Here is a 21,884-nt window from a genome sequence, read left to right on the forward strand (position 1 = left end):
AAACCTATGTATAAATGATGATATAATGTATAAATGGTGACAGGCACCAAGGGGGGATTACATATGTGTGGACGTTTTACGCTGACTGCACCTGTTGATCAGTTGATGGATCGGTTTGATGTGGAGTTTTTTCTTCAGGAGGAGGAGTATTTGCCTAGTTATAATGTGGCTCCCTCGCAATCGGTCTTAGCGGTGATTAATAATGGTGCGCATAATAAGATGGGGTTTTTACGATGGGGGTTAATTCCGCCCTGGGCAAAGGATATCTCAATTGGTTATAAAATGATAAACGCTCGTGCCGAGACGTTAACAGAGAAACCTAGCTTTCGAAATGCCTATAAGAAAAAACGTTGTTTGATCGTAGCTGATAGTTTTTATGAATGGAAACGAATCGATAGTAAAACCAAAACGCCGATGAGGATTAAACTAAAGTCAGATGAATTGTTTGCCATGGCTGGTCTCTGGGAGAGCTGGAAGTCGCCTGAAGGAAAATCGATTTTTTCATGCTCAGTCATTACAACCCAACCTAATGAACTAGTTCAAGATATCCACGACCGTATGCCAGTAATATTAAAACCAGAAGATGAAAAGTTTTGGCTTGATTCTTCCATTACAGACACAAGGAAACTCCAGCATTTACTTAAGCCACTGGATCAGCGTTTAATGGAAGTCTACGAAGTGAGTCCTCTGGTGAACTCTCCAAAAAATAATTCGATTGAACTCATCCAAAAAATCTGCTAAATATAAAAAATGCCTGACTCTAAATAGAGCCAGGTATTTTTTATACGTGAGTCAATGTTGCATTAATCTTCATGACAAACGTCATAATCGCAGTCGAATCTAAATTGGATGTATCCTCCGTAACCCCACTTACCTTTTTAACAATCTGCCTTTCTAGGAAGTTCATTTTACTAACCAGGAATTCTCCGCCAAAAATACCGTTTGCAATTGACACTTTTCTTAATCCTTGTGGATAAGCCAAATCGAATTGCTCAATTGCCGTTTCTCCATCATGCCAGCAGCAGAGAAAAAGACCCAGTTTTTTCGTTAAAAGTTCATCATAATGCCTGCTAATAAAGCTCTTTATTTTTCCTTGAATACTGCCGGCATGGATCGATCCGCCGATAATTACGAACTCATAATCACTTACATCAAAAGCAATTTTATCCTTTTTCAAATCAACTGCTAAGACTTCTCCTTCCATCCACTCACTCAGTAATTGGACAGCTTTTTCGGTTGTACCATGAGATGAGCAATAAACAATCAATGTCTTCATAAATCATCCTACCCTCCATGGAAAAATAATCGCCTTCATCTTGTAACATATCCAGTCCTGCCTATTGATGTCTTACCCTAATTATAATGCTTCGATAATAAATGTACGAAAAAAATATTGGCAATATTTCTACAATTCAACACCTAAAACCATCCATGCCTTTTGTCCTCACCGTTTCCCAAGTATACGAATAGAATAATTGAAACAAAAAATGAGTTGAGGTGATAAAATGGATTCCTTAACCTTACCAATAATCTTGTCTGGCCCGATTGTTCGCCGAGCAGAAACTACACAAATTACCATTTGGATTACGACGAGTAAAAGTTACCGGATTCATGCCAAGATGTTTCGTATCACTTCAACGAAGGATACCAATTCTTTTACTAATCATGAGTTTCATACAACATGTAAAACCGATACTATACAAATGGGAAAACAGCTGTATGTTCATTTAATTAACCTTACACCTTTTAGCGGGAAGTTTCCTACAGATACCCTGCTCGGATACAATATCCACTTTCAACGAGGCTCTGAACTACAGGATTTAAACTCCCTCGGTTTACTATCAAAAGACAATCCAAACTCTATCGTTTACGGTAATCTTGACTATCCCACCATCTATCTCAATAGCTCTCCACACCAATGCAATGTCCTATATGGGTCATGTCGTAAACCCCATGGAGATGATGACGATACCCTCACCGCCGCTGATCGCTTACTAGAAAAAGAATTTAATCATTTACTAGTACGTCCGACCACGCTATTTCTTATGGGAGATCAGATTTATGCAGATGACGTAGCAGATTCTTTGTTTCCAGTCATTACGAAATTGGAAAAGGAATTAATAGGTTCCAGAGAAAAGTTGGAAATAATAGATTCTAGACTTGAGAATGATCCCTTCCAAACATCCTTGAATCAAGTGAACGGCAGACAATACATTATGGAGAATTTTTGCCATTTCACCTCTTCAAATGCCAACAACCACGCAATGAAATTCGGGGAGTACGCGGCATTGTATCTTCTCTCATGGAGTCCTCAACTCTGGGAATCAATACAAGAAAATTCCCTATTCAATTCCTTCGATGAACTTTGTAATAAAAAACAAGTTTATTTTATTTTCTCCAATGAAGAAAGATATCCAAAGGAAACCAAAGAAGAAAAATTTCGTCTTAAGAATCGCTACACAGAGCACCAGGAAGCAATGATTACCTTTCAGCAATCTCTTTATCGGATAAGACGCCTCCTTGCAAATATTCCAACCTACATGATGTTTGATGACCATGATATTACCGATGATTGGAATATATCCTATATGTGGAAGGAAAATGTTAAAAACTCTCCTTTGGGGAGTCATGTGGTCGCCAATGGTTTGGCAGCTTATTGGGCTTTCCAAGGATGGGGCAACGCTCCTGAATCCTTTGATGACCGATTTCATTGGTTGATGAAGGCTTATTTTCAAATGCTTACCATCGGCAAAATGGAGGAGTATCATGAGGAATGGAAAAAAACTCTATGGGACTTTGACTCTTGGCATTTTGTTGCTCCAACAAATCCAAAAGCAGTATTTCTAGACACCCGTACACAGAGGGAATATGATACTGAACCGAGACCTGAGAAATTCGGTCAACTGTTTGAGGAAACTGTCTGGGCACCACATCTGCTAAGTAAAAAAGGCTGGGAAAATGTAACAAGCAGTCTCTTTAACAGTGGATGGAATAGTGGCAGTCCCCTAATCCTTGTATCTCCAACACCCCTTTATGGAATGGGGCTTATAGAATCCTTTATACATGATTACGTTTATCCCCTCCAAGTATTGGGGGTAAATGTTCATACTAAAGTTGATTTTGAAGCATGGAAGTATAATGGAAAAGGATTTACGGAATTCCTCCACAGGGCAGCCTCCTGGAACCCGAACAGGTGCATTATTCTATCTGGCGATGTCCATTATGCATCCGCTGTAAAAGCTGATATTTCATTTAAGGACGGTCGGATATTGACCATTCATCAATTTATCAGTTCTCCCTTGAAAAATATGAGTTTTGGGGGTGTTTGGGGATTGTTAATGAAACAAATAATGGCTCTGAATGCTTTAAAAAGGAAAAATAACCGAATTTATCGTTTATGTACTTCGTCCTATTTCATCAAAAAAGTAGAAAAAGAAAACCAAACAAACACCTATTTATGGAAGGATCAAGTCAGCTATCAATTATTAGAAAATAATTCTATTATCGAAACCAACAACAATCTAGGCTTTCTCAAGATTAGAAAGAGAAGTTTAAAAAACTATTTACTTAATCATAATCACAAATTCTTACAATAGTAATCTAAAAATAGTGCTCTATTTTCGAGCACTATTTTTCAATATGACTTTTGGGTAATTATCTGAGTAACCTAGTGGGGAATCCACATCTTCCTCAATGATAAATAAGAGGTTCGAGTGCTCTTTTGGATAGGCAAACCCTTGGTATGACTCGCTTAAAGTATTGTAACTAATTTTAGTAAGAACAAAGTCAGTCTGATATTTTTCGGTAATATAATTTTGCATATTTTTCTCATGCGTTTGTTTTCCCCACGGTGTCCCATAAAAGATTGTATAAGCATAAAAACTAAAAGTCAGAATGAGTCCAGCAAATACCATTAGGATAATTTTCGTTGCCTTTATATTCCTCACCCCTAAATTATCAGAATATTATAACTATAATATTCTTCACTGGTTTTTGTTATTCCTTCTAGCATAAAACGATAAAAGGAATAAAAAAAAGTCGTACAATAAGTACGACCTTGAGATTTTATTTATTTCTTCATTAGTTTGTGAATGGTAACGAGAACCTCATCTAAAACTTCCTCGTCCCCTTCTTGAATTCTTTCGAGAACACATGTTTTTAGGTGTCCCTCTAATAAGATTTTTGCAACGCTATTAAGAGCAGATTGGGTTGCTGATATTTGCGTTATCACATCATCACAATAGGTATCCTTTTCAATCAAGCCCTTAATCCCACGAATTTGCCCTTCGATTCGATTGAGTCTTGTAACTAGATTACTTTTCACCTTATCCGAATGATGGCTTTTTCGGTGGCTGCCCTCAGTCCCGCAGCATGTTTCATCATTCACTTCTTCTTCATTTACATGGTCAATAGACATTCCATCACCTCATTTTCTGTTATTATATCATACCCCCGTATCGTAAGGCGATAGTACACCAATGAAAAAACCTATTACATTTAAACGTAATAGGCTTTCTCCTTATTACTTGATCCCGAGTTTTTCTTCCATAAATGTCTCTAATAATTTGAATTTGTTGTCTCCAATGCCAACAGGCAGAAGCATCTCTTCTGCCTCGTCCGCTCGTTTCATTTTGTCCATTTCTTTATGGAGATTTTCCATCTTTTTGTCCAACAATGTAGCCATTTCTGCTGTTTCTTTTAATTCATCAAGCATTTTTTGAGGAACTTCTTTATTATATTTATAATAAATTTTATGTTCTAAACTTGCCCAAAAATCCATCGCAATGGTACGAATTTGAATCTCAACGCAAGTTAATTCCTCACGGTCGGACATGAAGATCGGTATTTCCACAATCATATGCAAGCTTTGATAACCATTCGCCTTTGGATTTTTTATATAATCCTTATATTCTAAAATCCGAATGTCTTTTTGATTTGCAATCATTCTGCTAATTTCATAAATATCGGAAATGAAAGAACAGGTTATTCTCATACCAGCAATATCTTTAATACTTTCCTTAATGCTTTCTAGGTTGTATTCTAGCCCTTTTCGATGAACTTTCTTAAAAATACTTTCCGGTGATTTTAAACGTGATTTTACGTGTTCTATTGGATTATAGTCATGAATATAATTAAACTCATCTTTAAGTATATTGATTTTTGTTGTCATTTCATCTAAAGCAAATTTATAGGCCATCATAAAACGAGTCAGTTCAATTTTGATTGCTTTTAAATCCTTCATATCAAAGGTCTTTTCCATTCTTCGTAATTACATCCTTTCAAAAATCGTTACTCTTCTTCTGGTAAAGTTTCATCACTGCGTAATTTTTTGATTACTTCTGGTGGAAAAATTAATCGGCAAATCACTTTAGCTACTTCATGGTAATCCGTTTGAATCCCACATTGTTTCATTTTCTCCGGTGCATGTTCTGCCAAGGTCATCAACGACCAGGTAACAGTATTTAAATCTAAATCTTTCCAGGTTATTCCCTTATCATAGGCCAACTTTAGTCCAGTAAGGATTCTAGTAAAAATCTTTCGTTTTCCAGATGCTAAGACTTGTGCAAACTCTGTATCCTTAGCAAGTAATTCGGGAAGCAGTCGCTGCAAGCCCATTTCTTTTAGGCGTTTATCATGGGATTCTAATAGGGCAGCCAACGTACTTTCTGGATCTGACCCTCCCCATTTTGGTTCAGGCGGCATTAACATCTCAATTTGATCCTCTAACAAAGACATTAATAACTGTCGTTTATCCGAAAAGTAGCGATAAAAAGTTCCTGTTGCTACCCCTGCATGAGCAGCAATTTCCTTTGCAGTTGTATGCTCGTACCCCTTCAAGATAAATAAAGCATGACCACTTTTTAATAATAAATCTCTTTTTAGCTGCGCACGTTCCTGCTTTGGAATTAATGGGAACTCACCCACCAGCTGATCATCTCGGTCTGACATTTTTCTCACCTCAAAACTATTATACCACAAAAAAAAAATATTGAACCGTAGTTCATGTTTCCATTGACAGACTCTCATTATCATGTAATACTTGAACTATAGTTCATGTTATTTCAATCTATGTTGACACCCCTTGGCATCCATTGTTAATAACATGAACAAATTATATATTTTTCGTTTTTTTGAGACTTTTTACTCGCTTTTTTTGGTTTTATTCATATATAATATTTTATAATTAACTTTGGAAGGTGTTGATTAATATGGCAAACCAATCTGATAAAAAAGATATCTCAATCAACTCAAGCGTTTCACTAAAGGGAATTGTAAAGGCCATTTTCAACGATACCGTACACGTACAAATTGGCGGCAAAATTATTACACTGCCAAAAGCTGATTTCATGTTAGATAAATCAATGAATTAATAAGATTCATATTTAGAAAGCCCATTGCTGCTGAAGCGATGGGCTTTCTTTTGTCCGTCTTATGAACCTAACAAGCTCTTAATGGAAGGATATGGCTCTTTTTCTAAGTATCTAAGAGTTATATTCATGTGTCACTCTGTCAGCCTACCTCAAACCCTTATATGCCGTTTTTTCGACTTTGTTTGAAAAAACATGCAGTGGTATCATGGTTACTGTAACAAAAAACAAATCGCTAAGTCGATTTAAACCGGAGGGATACATTATCCATTATTTGAATTTGAAGTACACAAATGTGATGGAGAAGGCGTTGCTGAGTGCTCATGGGGTATGTTACGAAGACTACAAACGTAAACATAATGTAAGAATGGAAGTTGAGAGACGGCGTGAGCAGGATTATTTGAATTGCAAACGTCTGATTGCAGATTTTGACGGTCGATTACACATTTGATAAATAGAAGTTTAGGAGGGAGCATCCATTATTGTGGCTGCTCCTTTTATCTTTATCGTAGCAAGTAGATTGTTTTATAATTTGGTCGTGTAATCATTCGCATAAGATAGGCCGATTCCGTAGAGTTCTCTCTTCTCTTTCCATTTAAAAAGTTAATAATTGTTTTGGAATCTCTTATTCCAATTCCATGCCCATAAAATTTGTCATCACCATAATATATTACATTTTCAGCCCTCCACCACGGCTGTTTCGGATCAAAGTCTGGATTCTTAAAGTGTAGAACATCACCGATAAGAAAATCTTCTCCATCTCTTGTATAAATAGGGAGATCTTCATCAAATTGCCAATCCATGAGATAAAGTCTTCTAAAGTACGTATTAAATGCCCTTGGTCCAATGGTATAGAGGGTAGCAATGTACAGTACAATTGCGATGGCTGTAGAACATTCAAAGGCATAAAGCTTTCCATTTTTCACAATATCTTCAATCGCTTCCGAAGGATTGAACCCTTCCCGTAAAAGAAAACCTCCGTTTGGTAACCGATACCAATATTTTTTGTTAGGAAAGGAATAAGTAAAGGTAGTAAATTTTGCCCCACTATTGTCTAATGCTGTTGCTGCTTTTAACGTATTCACTCTGAATGTTAATTCAAACTTCAATTGTTGTAAGGATTCATAGTAATAAATGGTATTGTAACCTACCATTTGTTTAATTATCGCCTTCTGCTCGCTATTTGTTATGGCTTTATTCAGGTCCTCAAGCTTTACAATCACACCATTTAAACTAATCATTTCATTCCTCCTTTCTACACCATATGAACCTGTTCCTAGTTACATGCAGGTGCAATCATGAAAAGAGCCAGATTCCTATGTGAAAGGACCTGGCGTCTTAAAAATTTCTATTTATTTCGTATAAAGTGGATGATAATCCCACCAATAAGACTGCCAATTGCTGATAGTCCAAAAATTATGAAGTAAAGTCTTTCTGCTAATTCTGCCATTCCCTCTCCAGGAAAAAATTCTGCCTTCCCATACATCACGATTGCAGCTAGTACTAAAACCATCGACGGAATCCATACAATCCAGCCTGGTTTTACCCTTATCAATAAAAATGGGATGATCAACCCAATAAGAAATAATACGAAGAATAACATCTCCTCAATCCTTCCAATTAACCTTTACTTATTAGACGAAAAGTAAAACTCATTCGTTTCGTTACAATGATGGAAGAAAGCCCATTTTTTCACTTCCTAAAATAAAAACAGGAAAGAAACTATGTTTGAGTTTCTTTCCTGCTTACTACTATCTGGTACTAATACTAACCGTCTTAGTGTGTGTTCCACCAGAACTTGATTCAATTGTAATGATTTCCCCTGCAACCATCGGTTTCGTTAAAGCCTTTTTGAACGTCCAACTTCCGGTACTGTTGGCCGTTGCTTTTCCAAGCAATTCAGCTTTTGGATTGGTCTGATTTCCTCTATAAACCGTGACCGTCACTCCACCTACATCACTTTTACCAATCACTGTTATTGTGGAATTGCTAGTTGTGAAAACAGCAGATGAAATAGCAACATTATCTGGAGCAGGTGTAATCGTAACAATTGATTCATTTGTCGAGACTTCACCATTAAAACCAGTAACGGTTAATTTAAAACTGACTGGAACCGTTTGATTTGTTGGGAACACAAAAGATGGGGCAGCCGTGTTTGCACCATTAAGTGTAACGGTAGGACCACTTACCTGTACCCAAGCGAAATCCTTCGCATTGCTGGATGCGCTTCCGTCCAAGGTTACCACCGAGCCCTGTTTTACCGTTTGAGCAACGCCCGCATTTGCCAATGCTGGATCTGCCGTAACGTTTACTGGCAGAACTTCCCTGCCATTAGCTGCTGAAGTTATGGTAATAGTTGGCGGAATATACGCCGGCTTATTAATCACTAATGTTCCTGAAGCAGGAATATCGCCAAAACCTGCTGCCGTGAGTTTTGGTTTATTTAATTTATCACTAGAAGACGCTGTAATAAAGAGAGTCTCGGAATTTGTATCATACTTGGCAGTTCCTGTTATGTGGTCGACCGGCGTAACGGTTTTGACACTAACTGGATTATCGGTTGAATTAGTGACGGTTATTGAGTTCGGTAATGTACCCGTAAATCCAACTCGGCCAAAGTATTTTCCAGCTGTTCCCGTCAATGTCTTATCACTGATTTTGTCACCATTTACATCCACATCAATTTTATAGGCTTTATCTTCTTCTGTAAAAGCAAATACATCAATTGTCCCACTACCAGCAGTATCTTGGCTGTATGTAGCTCTCATAGCATCAACACCAGAAGTTGTTGCTTCTTTCCCCATTAGACTGAATAAATCCGTTTGGATACAATTCTGAATTGTACCTGAACTTGTATTACAAGTACTATTAATACCAGGTCCTTGAATCCTAAAATAGTTTTGTTCCTCTGTACCGTTAAAATATCCATTCTTTATTTTATGGTCAACATTCGGGTCTCCGACATACCCAGTAGGCGCTCCAGTATCCCATTCAAGAAAAGTCCCAATACGGCTCGTTCTAGCCCCTTCGAAGCCGCCATTTATTCCAATATCTTCAACAAATCTGATTTCGCCTACTTGAGGATTATCTTCATCCTCTGCAGTAGCAACAATCTTATCGACACCATAAGGATGTGTGATTGTATACTCTCGATCTGTTATTAGGTCGTCAACTCGAAACCGGACCCGGCCGAATACTATTTGGTCGCCATCATTGACAATTTCATTTGCCCATGCAGCCTCAAGAGCGAAGACGGCATCCGCATCTCCCCCAGATGGCAGAGCGATTGAAGCACTTGCTAACTGATAAAAAGCTTCTCCTGGGAAGTTACCATTCTCTACATTTAAGTTAGGGTCTGTTGGAAAATCCCCTGCTACAAAACCACAGAGAGGATTAGATCCTTCTAAACATAGCTCCAACCTTTTACCTTTTGAATCTTTATACCATACAGGATAACCATAATCCCCGATTGGACCGACTTTTGTCAGTTTTGGAATATCTTCAATTGGTACAACATATTCCGCTTTTGCCCCACTATCTCCCCAAATTCCACTACTAACGATTAATACAATCGTTATTGCTAATAGAAAAACACTTTTTAACGTTGAGGGCTTCTTTCTCTTTCTTCTACTTCCCCTTGGCAGCATCCGCAACCCACCTTCTTCAATTTTTCAACCTTTTCATAACCTAGTAATCTTCATTTCTACATCCCTATTACCCCTTTCTTTTTTTCAATTTTATTCCGTCATTAATAGTGTTATTTGACTATTAAAAATGAACACAAAAGCTCACCTTGTTAGACCAGTTTCTATTAATATAGGTTTTGAGTACGAAGATTCATTCCCAAATTTATCAACAGAGGTAACCGTGTAATAATATTTTGGGGTGTTCGGACTTACTGGTACAGTATAGGACAAGGATTGTATTAAACTAGGATTTACCTTTTGGTATCCCCTTGCGGTCGAGGTTGTTCTATAAAGATTAAAACCGACTATATCTTTGTTAACAGTTGATTTCCATTGTAAGTTTATAACCTTCTTATTTAATGAAACTACTCCACTCACACTAAATGGCGCTTCTGGACGTCGGTCAGGCAGCGTCAGCAGTTGGTTTTTTGGCTGATTATGGATACGAAGCATTCCCCATAAACCACCTTCTAAATACCTTCTTAGCTTCATTTCCCGATAAACATAATCCCCTACTTGATTCACTAATCCATCATTTTGTACCGGGATAATATCCAAGGTTTCCCCTGGTGTGAGTGAACCCTGACTTGATACTAGTTTAGAGTTCGGATCCGTCCATTGATAGCGCCAGCGATGACTATGAAGTGTAAACACACTGCCTCTTGAACGGTCAGCTGTTTGCATCACCCTTAATCTGATCGGGTCACCAACATAAGCTTCCGGAACTGGTGTTGATGGATCACCATGAATAATAGAACTAAAAATTAGCGATTTATCAGGATTTGCAGCTAACCGATGTTTAAACGGTTCTGAGCTATAATTAATACCCTTTTCACCACGGTCCTCCATGTCCAGGTCTGCGACACCTGGAGTTGGTATGCTCCCATCCTTGCCAATGGTATAAAGGCCATCCGAGAACATTAGAACCTGCTCTCTAAAATCTGGCATATTCGGAACAATAATATCAGCCCGTGCTCCTGAGGAAATTTCTTCACCGGTTTTCGGGTCACGATATTTTGCGCCCTTCGGTTCAATGATAAGCGAACCGTAAGCTCCATGGAGCCTATGACTGCGAATATCTCCATAGTCATAAAGGATGGTCCCGCCATATTCCTTATCCGCAAACCATTGATAGGTGATTTTCTCACCTGGACCAATGGTTTGATCATAATTATAGCCAATTGTGGCACCATCAGATCCCTGCATATCGTATTGCACCATTTGAGGGTGCAAGGATACCCGATTAGAATTCTTCCAATTGACTTGGTTTGCCATTAACAAAGCAGGATCATCCAGGTTTTCAGGCGGGTCCAACGGAAGTTGATTTGAGAGTGTGACCTGAATACATTCCCCTTCATTGGCTCTAATGACGAGTGGTTCAGCAGGTTTCTTCCCGTTTTTGATATCTAAATAGTCTTTTGTAAGCGAGAACATCATTCCAAAAGGATCATGGTCACCGTACTTGTTGTAGACAATGTCCTTCATAAAAGCGGTAATATCAAATTTTCTTACCAAAGCACCAGGAGGGCAAGGATTCCCTGGGGTTCGCGCCTTCGGTGGTTTTGTTCCATTTTTCTTCATCTGACTAACTTTCCATGGCACAACCGATGCTTTTAGTTGCGGTCGATCTGGTAGTTTTTGCAAGGTAGGTGTTTTTTCACCCCAGACTCTTACAAAGCCCCATAATCCGCTCCATAAATCTTCTATTGGCTGAGAAGACCAGAGGTAATCACGCTGCTGGACACCTACTGGATTTGGTTGTATTTCCATCGTAAATTGTTCAGACATCCCAATGGTTTGCGTAGACGTTAATTCTGAATCCTCTACACCTGACTCCCGCTTCCAGTTTAATCCATGAACATTAAAGTTATGCTGGGTTTCATGTGCACCCTGGATTAAACGGATCTTAATTGGATCCCCTGGATAACTCTGAATGATTGGTGTCTGTGGATCTCCGTGTACCCATGAACTAAAGACATAGGCAGGATCTGCATTATTTCTTCGAAAAAATGGTGCATTCGAATAATTGACCGCAGCATACCCATGTGCGTGCATGAAATTTTCTGGATTTGTTTCTAACGGCAGCAGGTCTCCATTTTTGTCCCATAGTCTAGCAAAATCATGATAGATAAGGACTTGTTCACGAAAATCTTCTTTTTCCGGATGAACAATCATGGCTTCGGTACCAGACCTTATTTCCCTTCCGGTCTTTGGATCCAGCCATTTTGAGCCTTTTGGTTCAACAATTAAAGTGCCAAACGTCCCATGGAACCCCTTTTCTCCAGCCGAGGTATGGTCATGGAAAAAGATTGATCCTTCCTCATCTGCATACCAGCGATAGCGGACTTTTCCCCCCGGCTCCGTACCTTGATCATAGTTCCATCCAACAGCTGTCCCATCAGAACCTAGCGGGTCATAGGCAACAAAATGAATGTGTATCGATAAGGCATTCGGTTCCTTGGCATTGAAGAGGTGGTTTTCTAATGTGACTTCCACACAATCTCCCTGATTAGCACGAATTGCAAGTGGTCGCGGCCTTAACTCTCCACTCAGTACCTTTTGTTCATCCTCGGCTAAGACGTACATTCGTCCTTCCTTATCACGATCACCCTCAGAGTTGTAAACAATTTCTGTTTGGATCCCGACAATGTCATATTTACGCACTGGGGCATCCTTTGGACAGCGGTCAAAATTTGGCGCGCCAGGTACAAGAGAACCTAATGCTGCTTTTTCAGATTCTGTCGCAGGACGCAATTCCGGATCAGGTGCCTTCGGTGGACGTTTGCCTATTTCACCAGGTATATAATTAGGAAAACCAGGATTTTGTTCGGTTGGACTTGATGGGACTTCTCTGTCTGGTAATGGCAGCAGGCCTGCCTGTGCCTTATCAAATACTCTCATCAACCCCCACATGCCTTCCAAATAATGAGGGAATAAATGACAATGCCATAAATAATCTCCTGGTGCACCTGTATTATCTTTGTCATACCCAGCACCAAATGCTAATTCTGCAGTTTGGGTATCACCAATATTCAACGTATCAGAGTCAACTGTGTTCGTTTTCTTAGTATCACTTTTCCAACGGTGACCATGAAGATGAAAAACATGATTTTCATCACTATTTGCGCCAATGACTCGATATCTTACAGGGTCACCTACATAGGATTTCGTAATAGGTGTTGCCGGATCACCAAAAACCCAAGAGGAATAGAACATCGTCGCATCTTTACCATCCTCACCCATTGCATTTTTCAAGCGTTCATCCATAGGTTCGGCACGGTAGTTTACCGCATAGAGTTCTTTTTCATTTGGATCTTCTACATGCGGTTCTTCTTCATGTGGTTCCTCTTCTTCTGGTTCTTCCACTTCCGGGGTTCCAGGTGGTGGCGGCGTACCAAATTGAGCACTGATACCATCATGAAAAAACAGCGTAAACTCACGGAAATCCGGTTGATCAGGTAGATGGATATTTGCATATAAACCGCTCGTTAACACTTTACCTGTTACAGGGTCGGTCCACGTCGCACCTTTTGGTTCAACAATTAATGCCCCAAACAGACCATCACCCATTGTCCCCCTGCCGCCGGTGGGATCTGTAAAGTATGTTAGGTCTGCTCCATTGTAAAAAAAGAATGTTCCTTCATCGCCAGCATTCCACGTATATATTATTTCTGTATTTGGAGCAGCAGTTGAGTCAGGATTATAGCCTGCTTGGGTGCCATCTGACCCTTTGACATCATATCCGACACCTTCAATATGAATTGATGCCTTTTCATTCAACTGATTGCTGAAGGTAACTTGGATACAATCTCCTTTATTCGCACGGAGTGCCAGCGGCTGGATTTCCTTCACTGGTTTTCCTGGATTATCAGCTACAGCCTGTCGAATTTTATCAACATCTTCTTTTAGGGCATATATTTTTGCATTTGGGTCATGATCCCCAAATTTGTTGTAGACCATGTCTACCTGTATCGCCGTAATAGTAAAAGTACGGACTGGGGCTCCTTTAAGACATTTTTCATTTGGCATTTCTAAACTAGCCAATGAGATAGGATCGGATTTAGTCTGTGATGCCTTCGTCTGAATAATCGCTTCGTTCGATTCGGCGATTGACGGTGAGGTTTCATTCTTTGGAATATTACTCGTAGTATTTGCTATTTTTTGGTTACTAGAAACTTTTTCCACTTCGATCTTGGGTACTGTGCCAGTTTTTCCTTTATCTAAAGCCAGCGCTAGTTTTAATTCTGATGAATGAACGATGATAACCATTGAGAGAGATACAATAGAAAATAAGATAATAAAACTGATTAATAGGAATAAAGAATTCTTTTGTTTCAACCTTTGTACCCCTTTCATTTCCTAAAGTATGTCTGCTCTGACGATTGGATAAAGCGCGCAAGAAAAAATCAGCCCTAAATACAAGGTAAGAATAAAACAACCACCAAATACAGTGGCAAAAACCGGACTCATCTTTCGATAACTAATCAAAATTAATAACAAAAAGAGTAGTGCTGTTGTTATCAACAAGATTGAAAAAAACGTTGGCGCAAATTCAATTTCTATCGGCAGGGGTAGATTTTTTGCTAAGAGCCAATCAATCCATGTAGGTACCCTAGCAGTTTGCTTGGCATTCTCCATCATTTCAAACGGTGGTGATAATGTACCCAATACCGCTGTAAAGTAGAAAACTAATAAAAGTATTACACTTTCTGCTTTTAACCATGTTCGTGGGTCGTATTGTGATGATGCAGACACCCTTTTTGATAGAATCCCATTAATGATGGCGAACATAATGATAGGAATAATACTTATATGCTTAAACAATAACATTCTGCCATATGGTGTTGCCCAGCCATTTAAATATTCTGTAGGCTGATCAATGGTCATCATAATGACAAATCCTGTTGCAAAAATATTAACCATGCATACAACTGCCAAAGGTGAAAACCACTGTAAGAATTCCGTCCAATGGTCTTTATCTTTGGAAAACCAGGACACAAGCAGCACAACACCTACCCAAACCATAACCATAAGGAAGTGAGTAGTTTGAGAAAATATCCCTACCACGAAGGATTGTGTTGAAACATGACTGCTATAACCAATGGCAATCATCATTAAAATAATCCAAAAAGCTTGTAAATATTTAGAGCGTTCTAAATAAATTGTCAACCATAAGAAAATGGCAAACACAGTGATAAACAGCCATCCCTGCCCAATTTGTAAACTCATTAATACAGTAGCAGCAGCTGTGGCGAACCCAACTGAATCATCAAAAAACAAAATTAACGAAAATACTGGAATAAAAGTAAAGATAATAATCCCAAGTGTACTGATAAGTAATAATCTGTTCGGAAGTTGAATACTTGGTTTCTTAGATTCAGGAACAAATTGAAGGACAACATGACCGACTAACAGTGAAAAAATTAAATAATTAGCAAAATCTGCAATAGGCGTTAATAGGTTCATCATTTCCTCCAACCATATCCCGTTGAATGAGGTAAGAAAACGTATATACACATATTGAGCAGGCTGATTTTTTTCAAGATGAGCTCCTTTTGTTTTTTATTAATACCTATTCAATGAAAAAAGTAATAGCACAATTGACCCGCAAAAATAGTTCTTTAGTTGCAAATCTATTACACTATATATTAATTAAAAACCTTCAAAAACCTCTATTAATAGTTCGACAAATACTAACTAGATTCACTGTTTAGGGTGTATTTTGTATTTTCACCTGTACTTTCATGCGATTTTTCGTCAAAAAAAAGACCGCAGTAAGTCTGGGTCTTTAATACTAGTAAATAAAAAAAACCTCTTGCTGTTAAACAAGAGGGTAAATTTATGCTATTGATTCATGTTTCATTAATTTAACGATTTCCAATAGTTTTATATGGTACCCATCGATTTCAAGAACTTTAAATTCATAGTCACCATACTGGACCTTATCACCTTCGACAACATCCATTTTCTCAGACAAAATCCATCCACCTATCGTGTCCATTTCTTCTTCATGGATGTCTAATCCGAATAAATCATTCACTTCATCGATTAAAACTTTACCATCTACCACGGTTTTATGTTCACTAATTTTATTGATTTCTGGTACTTCGTCTTCGTCAAATTCATCGCGAATTTCCCCAACGATTTCTTCCAAAATATCTTCAACCGTCACTAATCCAGCCGTACCGCCATATTCATCCATTAAGATAGCCATATGAACACGTTCTTTTTGCATTTTTACTAATAAATCATGGATAGCTATGGATTCAATAACTTGGATTACTGGACGTGTATATTCATCAATTGGAGTATCAAGGTTTTTTCCACTGATATAATCCGTCAAGACTTCCTTCATGTTCAACATACCAACGATATTATCCTTTTCACCATCAATGACTGGATATCTTGTATAGTTTTCTACTTTGACAATTTCCAAACATTCTTCTAGTGTTTGTGATTTGTCAAACGCAACGATTTCAGTCCGCGGGACCATAATTTCTTTTGCAATCCGATCGTCAAATTCAAAAATATTATTCACGTATTTGTATTCAGACTGATTGATTTCCCCACTCTTGTAGCTTTCAGAGATAATTAATTGAAGTTCTTCCTCTGAGTGAGCTTCCTCATGTTCTGAAGCAGGTTTTAATCCAAATACCCCAACAATTACTCGAGCAGATCCATTTAATACTTTTATAAATGGATACATAATTTTATAGAATAGAATCATAGGTTTTGCAAAAATTAATGTGACTGCCTCTGCTTTATTAATCGCAATGGTTTTCGGCGCAAGTTCTCCGACAACAACGTGTATAAAAGTTACCGACGCAAAAGCAATTACAAATGATAATATACTTGATGCTGATTCAGGTATGTTAAATTGAGTAAACAATGGATGAAGCATGTGTTCAACAGTCGGTTCACCTAACCAACCTAATCCTAATGCAGTAACAGTAATACCTAATTGACACGCTGATAAATATTCATCTAAATTTGAAACAATTTTCTTAGCTGCAATTGCCTTTTTATTACCTTCTGCTACAAGCTGATCAATTCGTGTACTGCGGATTTTTACAATGGCAAATTCGAAAGACACGAAGAATGCCGTAAAAGCAATTAAAATTGCAATTACAATCAAGTTAATAATGGTCAATGGTCTCCTTACTCAAAGTGTGTGAGTAAGGAATACACCTCCTGGTTTTTGTAAATGTAAGTTTAACTTAGTAATAATAATAAAGTTTGGGCTAATGGAACACCTTGTGAAGAAAGTTTATTGACAACCATTTCTTTTTGATTACCGTTTAGCTTTTCAAGAATGGGTTCAATGGCTTCAATTTCTTCTTTAAGATGACGCATTAAAATACCTATTTGTTCGAAATGCTTTTCTACTTTTTGTTTGTCAACACAATTTTCAGTCTTAATTAACTCAATCGAGGATTTAATCTCCTCAAGTGGCATATTAAGATTCTTATAGTGTTCAATTAAATGCATAATTTTAATACAGTCTTCTCCATACAATCGATAATTAGAATCCGTCCGAACAGGGTTAAGCAAGCCTATTTGGGTGTAATAATCAATTGTCCTTTTGGAGATATTCATTAACTTGGCTATTTCTCCGATACGATACAACTTCCCAACTTACTCACCCCTCCCTATTATTATCTAATAATATCATAATCAAAACTGTACAGTCAACGTAATACTTTCACTAAAAAAAACCGTTCCTATATAATAAGAACGGTTTTCCTATATTAAATACCTTGATTAAAAATATCTGTTAATACTGGCACGATTTGTTTCTTACGAGATACAACACCTTTTAATACAGCAGTATTATTCTCAAGTGTAACATTATATGCCTTTTCAACAGCACTTGTTTTGCTTCCTAACGCTAAACCTACAGAGTCATTTGTTAAGATATCCGTTACCACAAATAAGAATAAATCTAAATTCTTGTCTGCAATATTTTTAGTAATAGCACCTTCTAATTCCTCTTGGCGTGCTAGAACTTCAGCCGTATCCACAGCGTTCACTTGAGCGATTTCTACCTTGCTAGAACCCATTTCAAATTCTTTTGCGTCTAAGGTGATTAATTCTCCAATCGTCTTATCGCTTAGGTCAGCTCCAGCTTTTAGCATTTCCAAGCCGTAGCTTTGTGCATCGACACCTGCAATTTCAGCTAATTCTTCTGCAGCCGCAACGTCTTCAGGTGTACAAGTTGGAGATTTAAACAGCAATGAATCAGAAATAATTGCTGATAGCATAAGACCTGCAATTTCCTTTTTAATTTCCTTGCCATTTTCTTTGTACATTTTATTTAAGATGGTAGCTGTACAGCCAACTGGCTCACAACGGTAGTACAAAGGATCACTTGTTTCGAAGTTAGCGATACGGTGGTGATCGATTACTTCTAAAACACGAACGTCTGCGATATCATTTGCACTTTGCTGGCGTTCATTGTGGTCAACTAAAATAACCGAATCTACTTCTGATGCTACATTTTCAACTAACCGAGGTACCTCTGCGTTGAACGTGTCCAAAGCATATTGAGTTTCACCATTCACACTTCCTAAACGAACGGGTTCCACATCCATACCAAGTTGTTTTTTCAAATCTGCATACGCAATTGCAGAACAAATCGTATCTGTGTCAGGATTTTTATGACCGAAAATAAGTACTTTTTCCATTGATTTGACTCCTAATCGTATTAAAATATGTAGACAAACTCCATTACTGAGATTGACCCTAACGAAAATTATATATGATTCTTTAATAGGATTCAAAAAAAAAATTTGAAAATACATATCATTATAAAATTTGTATAAGATGCAGATTACTCTTGGATAAATCGATTTACTCTCGAATAAAGCGGATTTACTCTCGCATAACTCAATTTACTCGCGGATAAACCCCATTCACTCTCGGATAAAACTGAATTACTCTCGGATAACAAAATTACCCAATCATTTGATCATTTTTCATAAAAAAACCCAGCAAACAGCGCTTTCGCTGTTTGCTGGGTTAATCTAACCTATTTTACCCCAAGTGGAACGACTCTTTGTCCAATGGCGGCAATCAATTCTTTTGGCATTGGGAAACTTAATGCTGCCGGATCCTTCATAACAGCAGGAACTGTCTGTGCGAGATTTTCTTCGGTAATATTGTACTGTTTGAAATCTGCAGGAAGACCGACCTTATGCTGCAATAAACGAATCTTTTCTACAACCTTTGCTAATGCCGCTTCAGCAGTATCACCTTTCACTTCGACATCCAAGGCGGCAGCAAGCTCATTCACTTTTGGCAGGTATAATGTAGGAACCATTTCCATGACAACAGGAAGGAAAACAGCATTGGCCAAGCCATGCGGGATACGAAACAATGCACCATAGGCGTGTGCCATATTGTGAACGGGGATCGCATTTAGAGCAAAGCTAAAGGCGGTAATCCCCATTAGGCTCGCTTGTAGTAAATCCATCCTGGCAGCGATATTCGTTCCCTCTGACACTGCTACTGGAAGACTTTTTTCGATTAAACGAATCGCATGCAGAGCATAAGCATCCGTCAACGCCGTCGCTGTTGGCGAGGCAAGTGCTTCAATCGCATGTGTTAAGGCGTCAAACCCAGTAAAGGCTGTGATAAATGGCGGCAGTCCGACGGTTAAATCAGGGTCAAGAATCGCCATATCCGCACTAATGAACGGGTTAATAATATTAGTTTTCATCTGAATCTCTTCATTAAAAATAACAGCAATCGGGGAAACTTCAGACCCTGTTCCTGCTGTAGTTGGAATCGCGATATGTGGAATCGGGATAAAGTTTGCCTTTGGAAATTGTTGGTATAAAAGGCCGCCTGGAATCGCTTCCTTAATATCCGATAATCCTTTATGAATCGCATACTTAACCCCTTTAACTGTATCTAAGACACTACCACCGCCAACTGCTAGCAAGGCATCACCGCCCACTTCTTTAACATACCGAACAGCATCATTAATGCAGCGGCTTTCGGCATCTTGGGTAATATCAAGATATTGGCCGACCAGCTGTGGACCGCTGCCATGACCTGTTAAATTGAATATTTCAGCAACTTTTTGAACGACACCTGCTTTTTCTAATCCTCTGTCACTTAATAGAACGACTCTCTTTGCACCAAGTCCAGCAAACAAGCTGGGCACCATTGCTCGTGCATTCGAACCACTGTAAATTCCAGTGCGAAGCATAAACTGTGATAAGGAAGTTTTCATTATCTTCTTCACCTCTTCATTAGTTTTGGCCAAACAGAATTCCGTACCAGTTACGTCTCTCAAGTTCTGGAGACATGGATGTGTGAACATGCTTTGTTTGGGTATAGGCATCTAGTGATTGCTGTCCCATTTCTCTGCCAATGCCGCTTTGCTTATATCCGCCAAATGGTGCATCACTTCTAAGCATATGCCAGTCATTAATCCATACAACACCTGCCTGAAGTTTTCTTGCAACGTCATACGCTTTATTGACATCTCGCGTCCAAACACCTGCTGCCAATCCATAAATCGTATCATTGGCCATCTTAATCGCCTCGTCTAATTCCGAATAACGGATTACACATAACACAGGACCAAAAATTTCTTCTTGGGCTATTTTCATATCGTTGGTCACATTGGTGAAAATGGTGGGTTCAACAAAATAGCCATCCTCACAGCCCGCAACCTTGACTTCTTTACCACCACAGACAAGAGTTGCTCCCTCTTTTTTTCCTGCTTCAATATAGGAAAGAATACTTTCTTTTTGCTTTTTAGATATCACAGGACCGACATCTGTCATCGGATCAAGCGGATTACCGAGCTTCAGTTTGCTAGTTAGTGCCACCAGACCTGCAACAACTTGATCGTATAAGGAATCTGGAACAAATAATCGAGTGCCGCTCTCACAAAGTTGACCAGAATGTAAGAACACGCCAAACAGACTGCCTGGAAGTGCAATGCTGAGGTCAGCATCTTCTAAAAGAATGTTTGGTGATTTTCCCCCAAGCTCTAAAGTAGTATTTTTTATCGTTTCTGAAGCCAAACTCATGATTCTCCTACCCACCTCTGTTGATCCCGTAAAGGCTACCTTGTCAACCTTTGGGTGTCGAACTAAGGCTTCTCCAATTTCAGCACCAGGACCTGTAACCACATTTATAACTCCAGGTGGAACTACCTTTGAAATCAATTCAGCCAGCTTTAAAGTTGATAGTGGCGTATAGCTTGCAGGTTTAATGACCACAGTATTTCCCATTGCTAATGCAGGTGCAATTTTCCATGTCGCAATTACCATTGGTAAATTCCAAGGTGTTATCGCTGCACAAACCCCAATTGGCTCACGCCAGACAAAATTATGTGCCGGTCCTGGAAATGGCGGTACTGGCAAGGTTTCTGAAAATGGATATTCTAGCGTGAAATTTGCTAGTGTTTGAAATAAATCAACCATTTGCAAAATATCACTGTTGCCGATCCGACGTACAGTGCCACCGGAACTAATTGCTTCTAAATAGGCTAACTCCTCAGCATGCTCTGCAATTTGATAGGAAATAGCATATAAAACTTTCGCGCGGTCTTTTGGATTCATATTTTTCCATTGGGTATTATCGAATGCGTCTCTCGCCGCCTGTACAGCACAGTCCACATCTTCCGCAGTCCCTTTTGCTACTTTTGCCACGAGTTCACCAGTTGCTGGGTTAAAGACATCAAAGGTTTCTTGATTGCTTGCAGATTCCCACTTTCCATTAATAAAAAGCGGAAATGTTTGAACATCCGTTTTTACTACCATTTTCGTTCCTCCTTTTTATAAAAGCTAATTTCGTGAACATTGTTGTTAAA

The 21,884-nt window shown here is 38.6% G+C and carries 19 protein-coding genes; 4 read left to right on the forward strand and 15 right to left on the reverse strand.

What is annotated here, in order from left to right:
- The first annotated feature begins 63 nt into the window (after positions 1-63).
- The gene (locus tag QUG14_RS06205) at positions 64-741 is read left to right on the forward strand and encodes an SOS response-associated peptidase (protein WP_289339651.1); all 678 of its coding nucleotides are present in this window, start codon (positions 64-66) and stop codon (positions 739-741) included.
- 40 nt (positions 742-781) lie between these two features.
- On the opposite strand, the gene QUG14_RS06210 is transcribed toward QUG14_RS06205, so the two are convergent.
- Positions 782-1,276 carry a flavodoxin domain-containing protein gene (locus QUG14_RS06210; RefSeq protein ID WP_289339652.1) on the reverse strand — a complete coding sequence of 165 codons (495 nt, stop codon included), beginning with the start codon at positions 1,274-1,276 and terminating at the stop codon, positions 782-784.
- Positions 1,277-1,505: 229 nt separating this feature from the next.
- Between QUG14_RS06210 and QUG14_RS06215 the strand changes: the two genes are divergently transcribed.
- Positions 1,506-3,596, forward strand: a complete 2,091-nt coding sequence (locus QUG14_RS06215; protein WP_289339653.1) for a metallophosphoesterase family protein — start codon at positions 1,506-1,508, stop codon at positions 3,594-3,596.
- A gap of 18 nt (positions 3,597-3,614) precedes the next feature.
- Here QUG14_RS06215 and QUG14_RS29855 read toward each other — a convergent pair whose 3' ends face one another.
- The 4 genes from QUG14_RS29855 to QUG14_RS06230 all read right to left on the reverse strand — a co-directional run bounded on the left by QUG14_RS29855 (position 3,615) and on the right by QUG14_RS06230 (position 5,949).
- A complete protein-coding gene (locus QUG14_RS29855) occupies positions 3,615-3,947 on the reverse strand; it encodes a YfjL-like protein (RefSeq protein WP_483310704.1) in 333 nt (110 codons plus the stop codon).
- Positions 3,948-4,069: 122 nt separating this feature from the next.
- Positions 4,070-4,417: a metal-sensitive transcriptional regulator gene (locus tag QUG14_RS06220; protein ID WP_289339654.1), complete on the reverse strand. Its 348-nt coding sequence runs from the start codon at positions 4,415-4,417 to the stop codon at positions 4,070-4,072.
- 105 nt (positions 4,418-4,522) lie between these two features.
- A complete protein-coding gene (locus QUG14_RS06225) occupies positions 4,523-5,260 on the reverse strand; it encodes a GTP pyrophosphokinase (RefSeq protein ID WP_289339655.1) in 738 nt (245 codons plus the stop codon).
- A gap of 29 nt (positions 5,261-5,289) precedes the next feature.
- A complete protein-coding gene (locus tag QUG14_RS06230) occupies positions 5,290-5,949 on the reverse strand; it encodes a TetR/AcrR family transcriptional regulator (protein WP_289339656.1) in 660 nt (219 codons plus the stop codon).
- Positions 5,950-6,209: 260 nt separating this feature from the next.
- Between QUG14_RS06230 and QUG14_RS06235 the strand changes: the two genes are divergently transcribed.
- Entirely contained in the window at positions 6,210-6,371 is a 162-nt protein-coding gene (locus QUG14_RS06235; protein WP_165979054.1) for a hypothetical protein, read from the forward strand.
- Positions 6,372-6,666: 295 nt separating this feature from the next.
- Positions 6,667-6,819 carry a YuzK family famiily protein gene (locus QUG14_RS29860; protein WP_483310794.1) on the forward strand — a complete coding sequence of 51 codons (153 nt, stop codon included), beginning with the start codon at positions 6,667-6,669 and terminating at the stop codon, positions 6,817-6,819.
- Between the two features lie 52 nt (positions 6,820-6,871).
- Here the strand turns inward: QUG14_RS29860 and QUG14_RS06240 are convergent, their stop codons facing one another.
- The 10 genes from QUG14_RS06240 to QUG14_RS06285 all read right to left on the reverse strand — a co-directional run bounded on the left by QUG14_RS06240 (position 6,872) and on the right by QUG14_RS06285 (position 21,834).
- A complete protein-coding gene (locus QUG14_RS06240) occupies positions 6,872-7,609 on the reverse strand; it encodes a protein-glutamine gamma-glutamyltransferase (protein WP_289339657.1) in 738 nt (245 codons plus the stop codon).
- A 107-nt stretch (positions 7,610-7,716) separates the two neighbouring features.
- Entirely contained in the window at positions 7,717-7,971 is a 255-nt protein-coding gene (locus QUG14_RS06245; protein WP_289339658.1) for a hypothetical protein, read from the reverse strand.
- Between the two features lie 148 nt (positions 7,972-8,119).
- Positions 8,120-10,015, reverse strand: coding sequence for a PKD domain-containing protein (locus QUG14_RS06250; RefSeq protein WP_289339659.1), 1,896 nt, complete (start codon positions 10,013-10,015; stop codon positions 8,120-8,122).
- A gap of 141 nt (positions 10,016-10,156) precedes the next feature.
- Positions 10,157-14,392 (reverse strand): multicopper oxidase domain-containing protein, encoded by a 4,236-nt coding sequence (locus QUG14_RS06255; RefSeq protein WP_289339660.1) that lies wholly within the window; start codon positions 14,390-14,392, stop codon positions 10,157-10,159.
- 21 nt (positions 14,393-14,413) lie between these two features.
- On the reverse strand, positions 14,414-15,520 hold the full coding sequence (locus QUG14_RS06260; protein ID WP_289339661.1) for a copper resistance D family protein: 1,107 nt from the start codon (positions 15,518-15,520) through the stop codon (positions 14,414-14,416).
- A gap of 373 nt (positions 15,521-15,893) precedes the next feature.
- The gene (locus QUG14_RS06265; RefSeq protein ID WP_289339662.1) at positions 15,894-17,204 is read right to left on the reverse strand and encodes a hemolysin family protein; all 1,311 of its coding nucleotides are present in this window, start codon (positions 17,202-17,204) and stop codon (positions 15,894-15,896) included.
- 62 nt (positions 17,205-17,266) lie between these two features.
- The gene (locus tag QUG14_RS06270) at positions 17,267-17,680 is read right to left on the reverse strand and encodes a MerR family transcriptional regulator (protein WP_289339663.1); all 414 of its coding nucleotides are present in this window, start codon (positions 17,678-17,680) and stop codon (positions 17,267-17,269) included.
- 122 nt (positions 17,681-17,802) lie between these two features.
- On the reverse strand, positions 17,803-18,738 hold the full coding sequence (locus tag QUG14_RS06275; RefSeq protein ID WP_289339664.1) for a manganese-dependent inorganic pyrophosphatase: 936 nt from the start codon (positions 18,736-18,738) through the stop codon (positions 17,803-17,805).
- A gap of 344 nt (positions 18,739-19,082) precedes the next feature.
- Positions 19,083-20,291, reverse strand: a complete 1,209-nt coding sequence (locus QUG14_RS06280; protein WP_289339665.1) for an iron-containing alcohol dehydrogenase — start codon at positions 20,289-20,291, stop codon at positions 19,083-19,085.
- Positions 20,292-20,310: 19 nt separating this feature from the next.
- Positions 20,311-21,834, reverse strand: a complete 1,524-nt coding sequence (locus QUG14_RS06285) for an aldehyde dehydrogenase family protein (RefSeq protein WP_289339666.1) — start codon at positions 21,832-21,834, stop codon at positions 20,311-20,313.
- Between the last annotated feature and the right edge of the window lie 50 nt (positions 21,835-21,884).

The sequence above is a fragment of the Neobacillus sp. CF12 genome (assembly GCF_030348765.1).
In the GTDB taxonomy this organism is placed as follows: Bacteria; Bacillota; Bacilli; order Bacillales; family Cytobacillaceae; genus Neobacillus.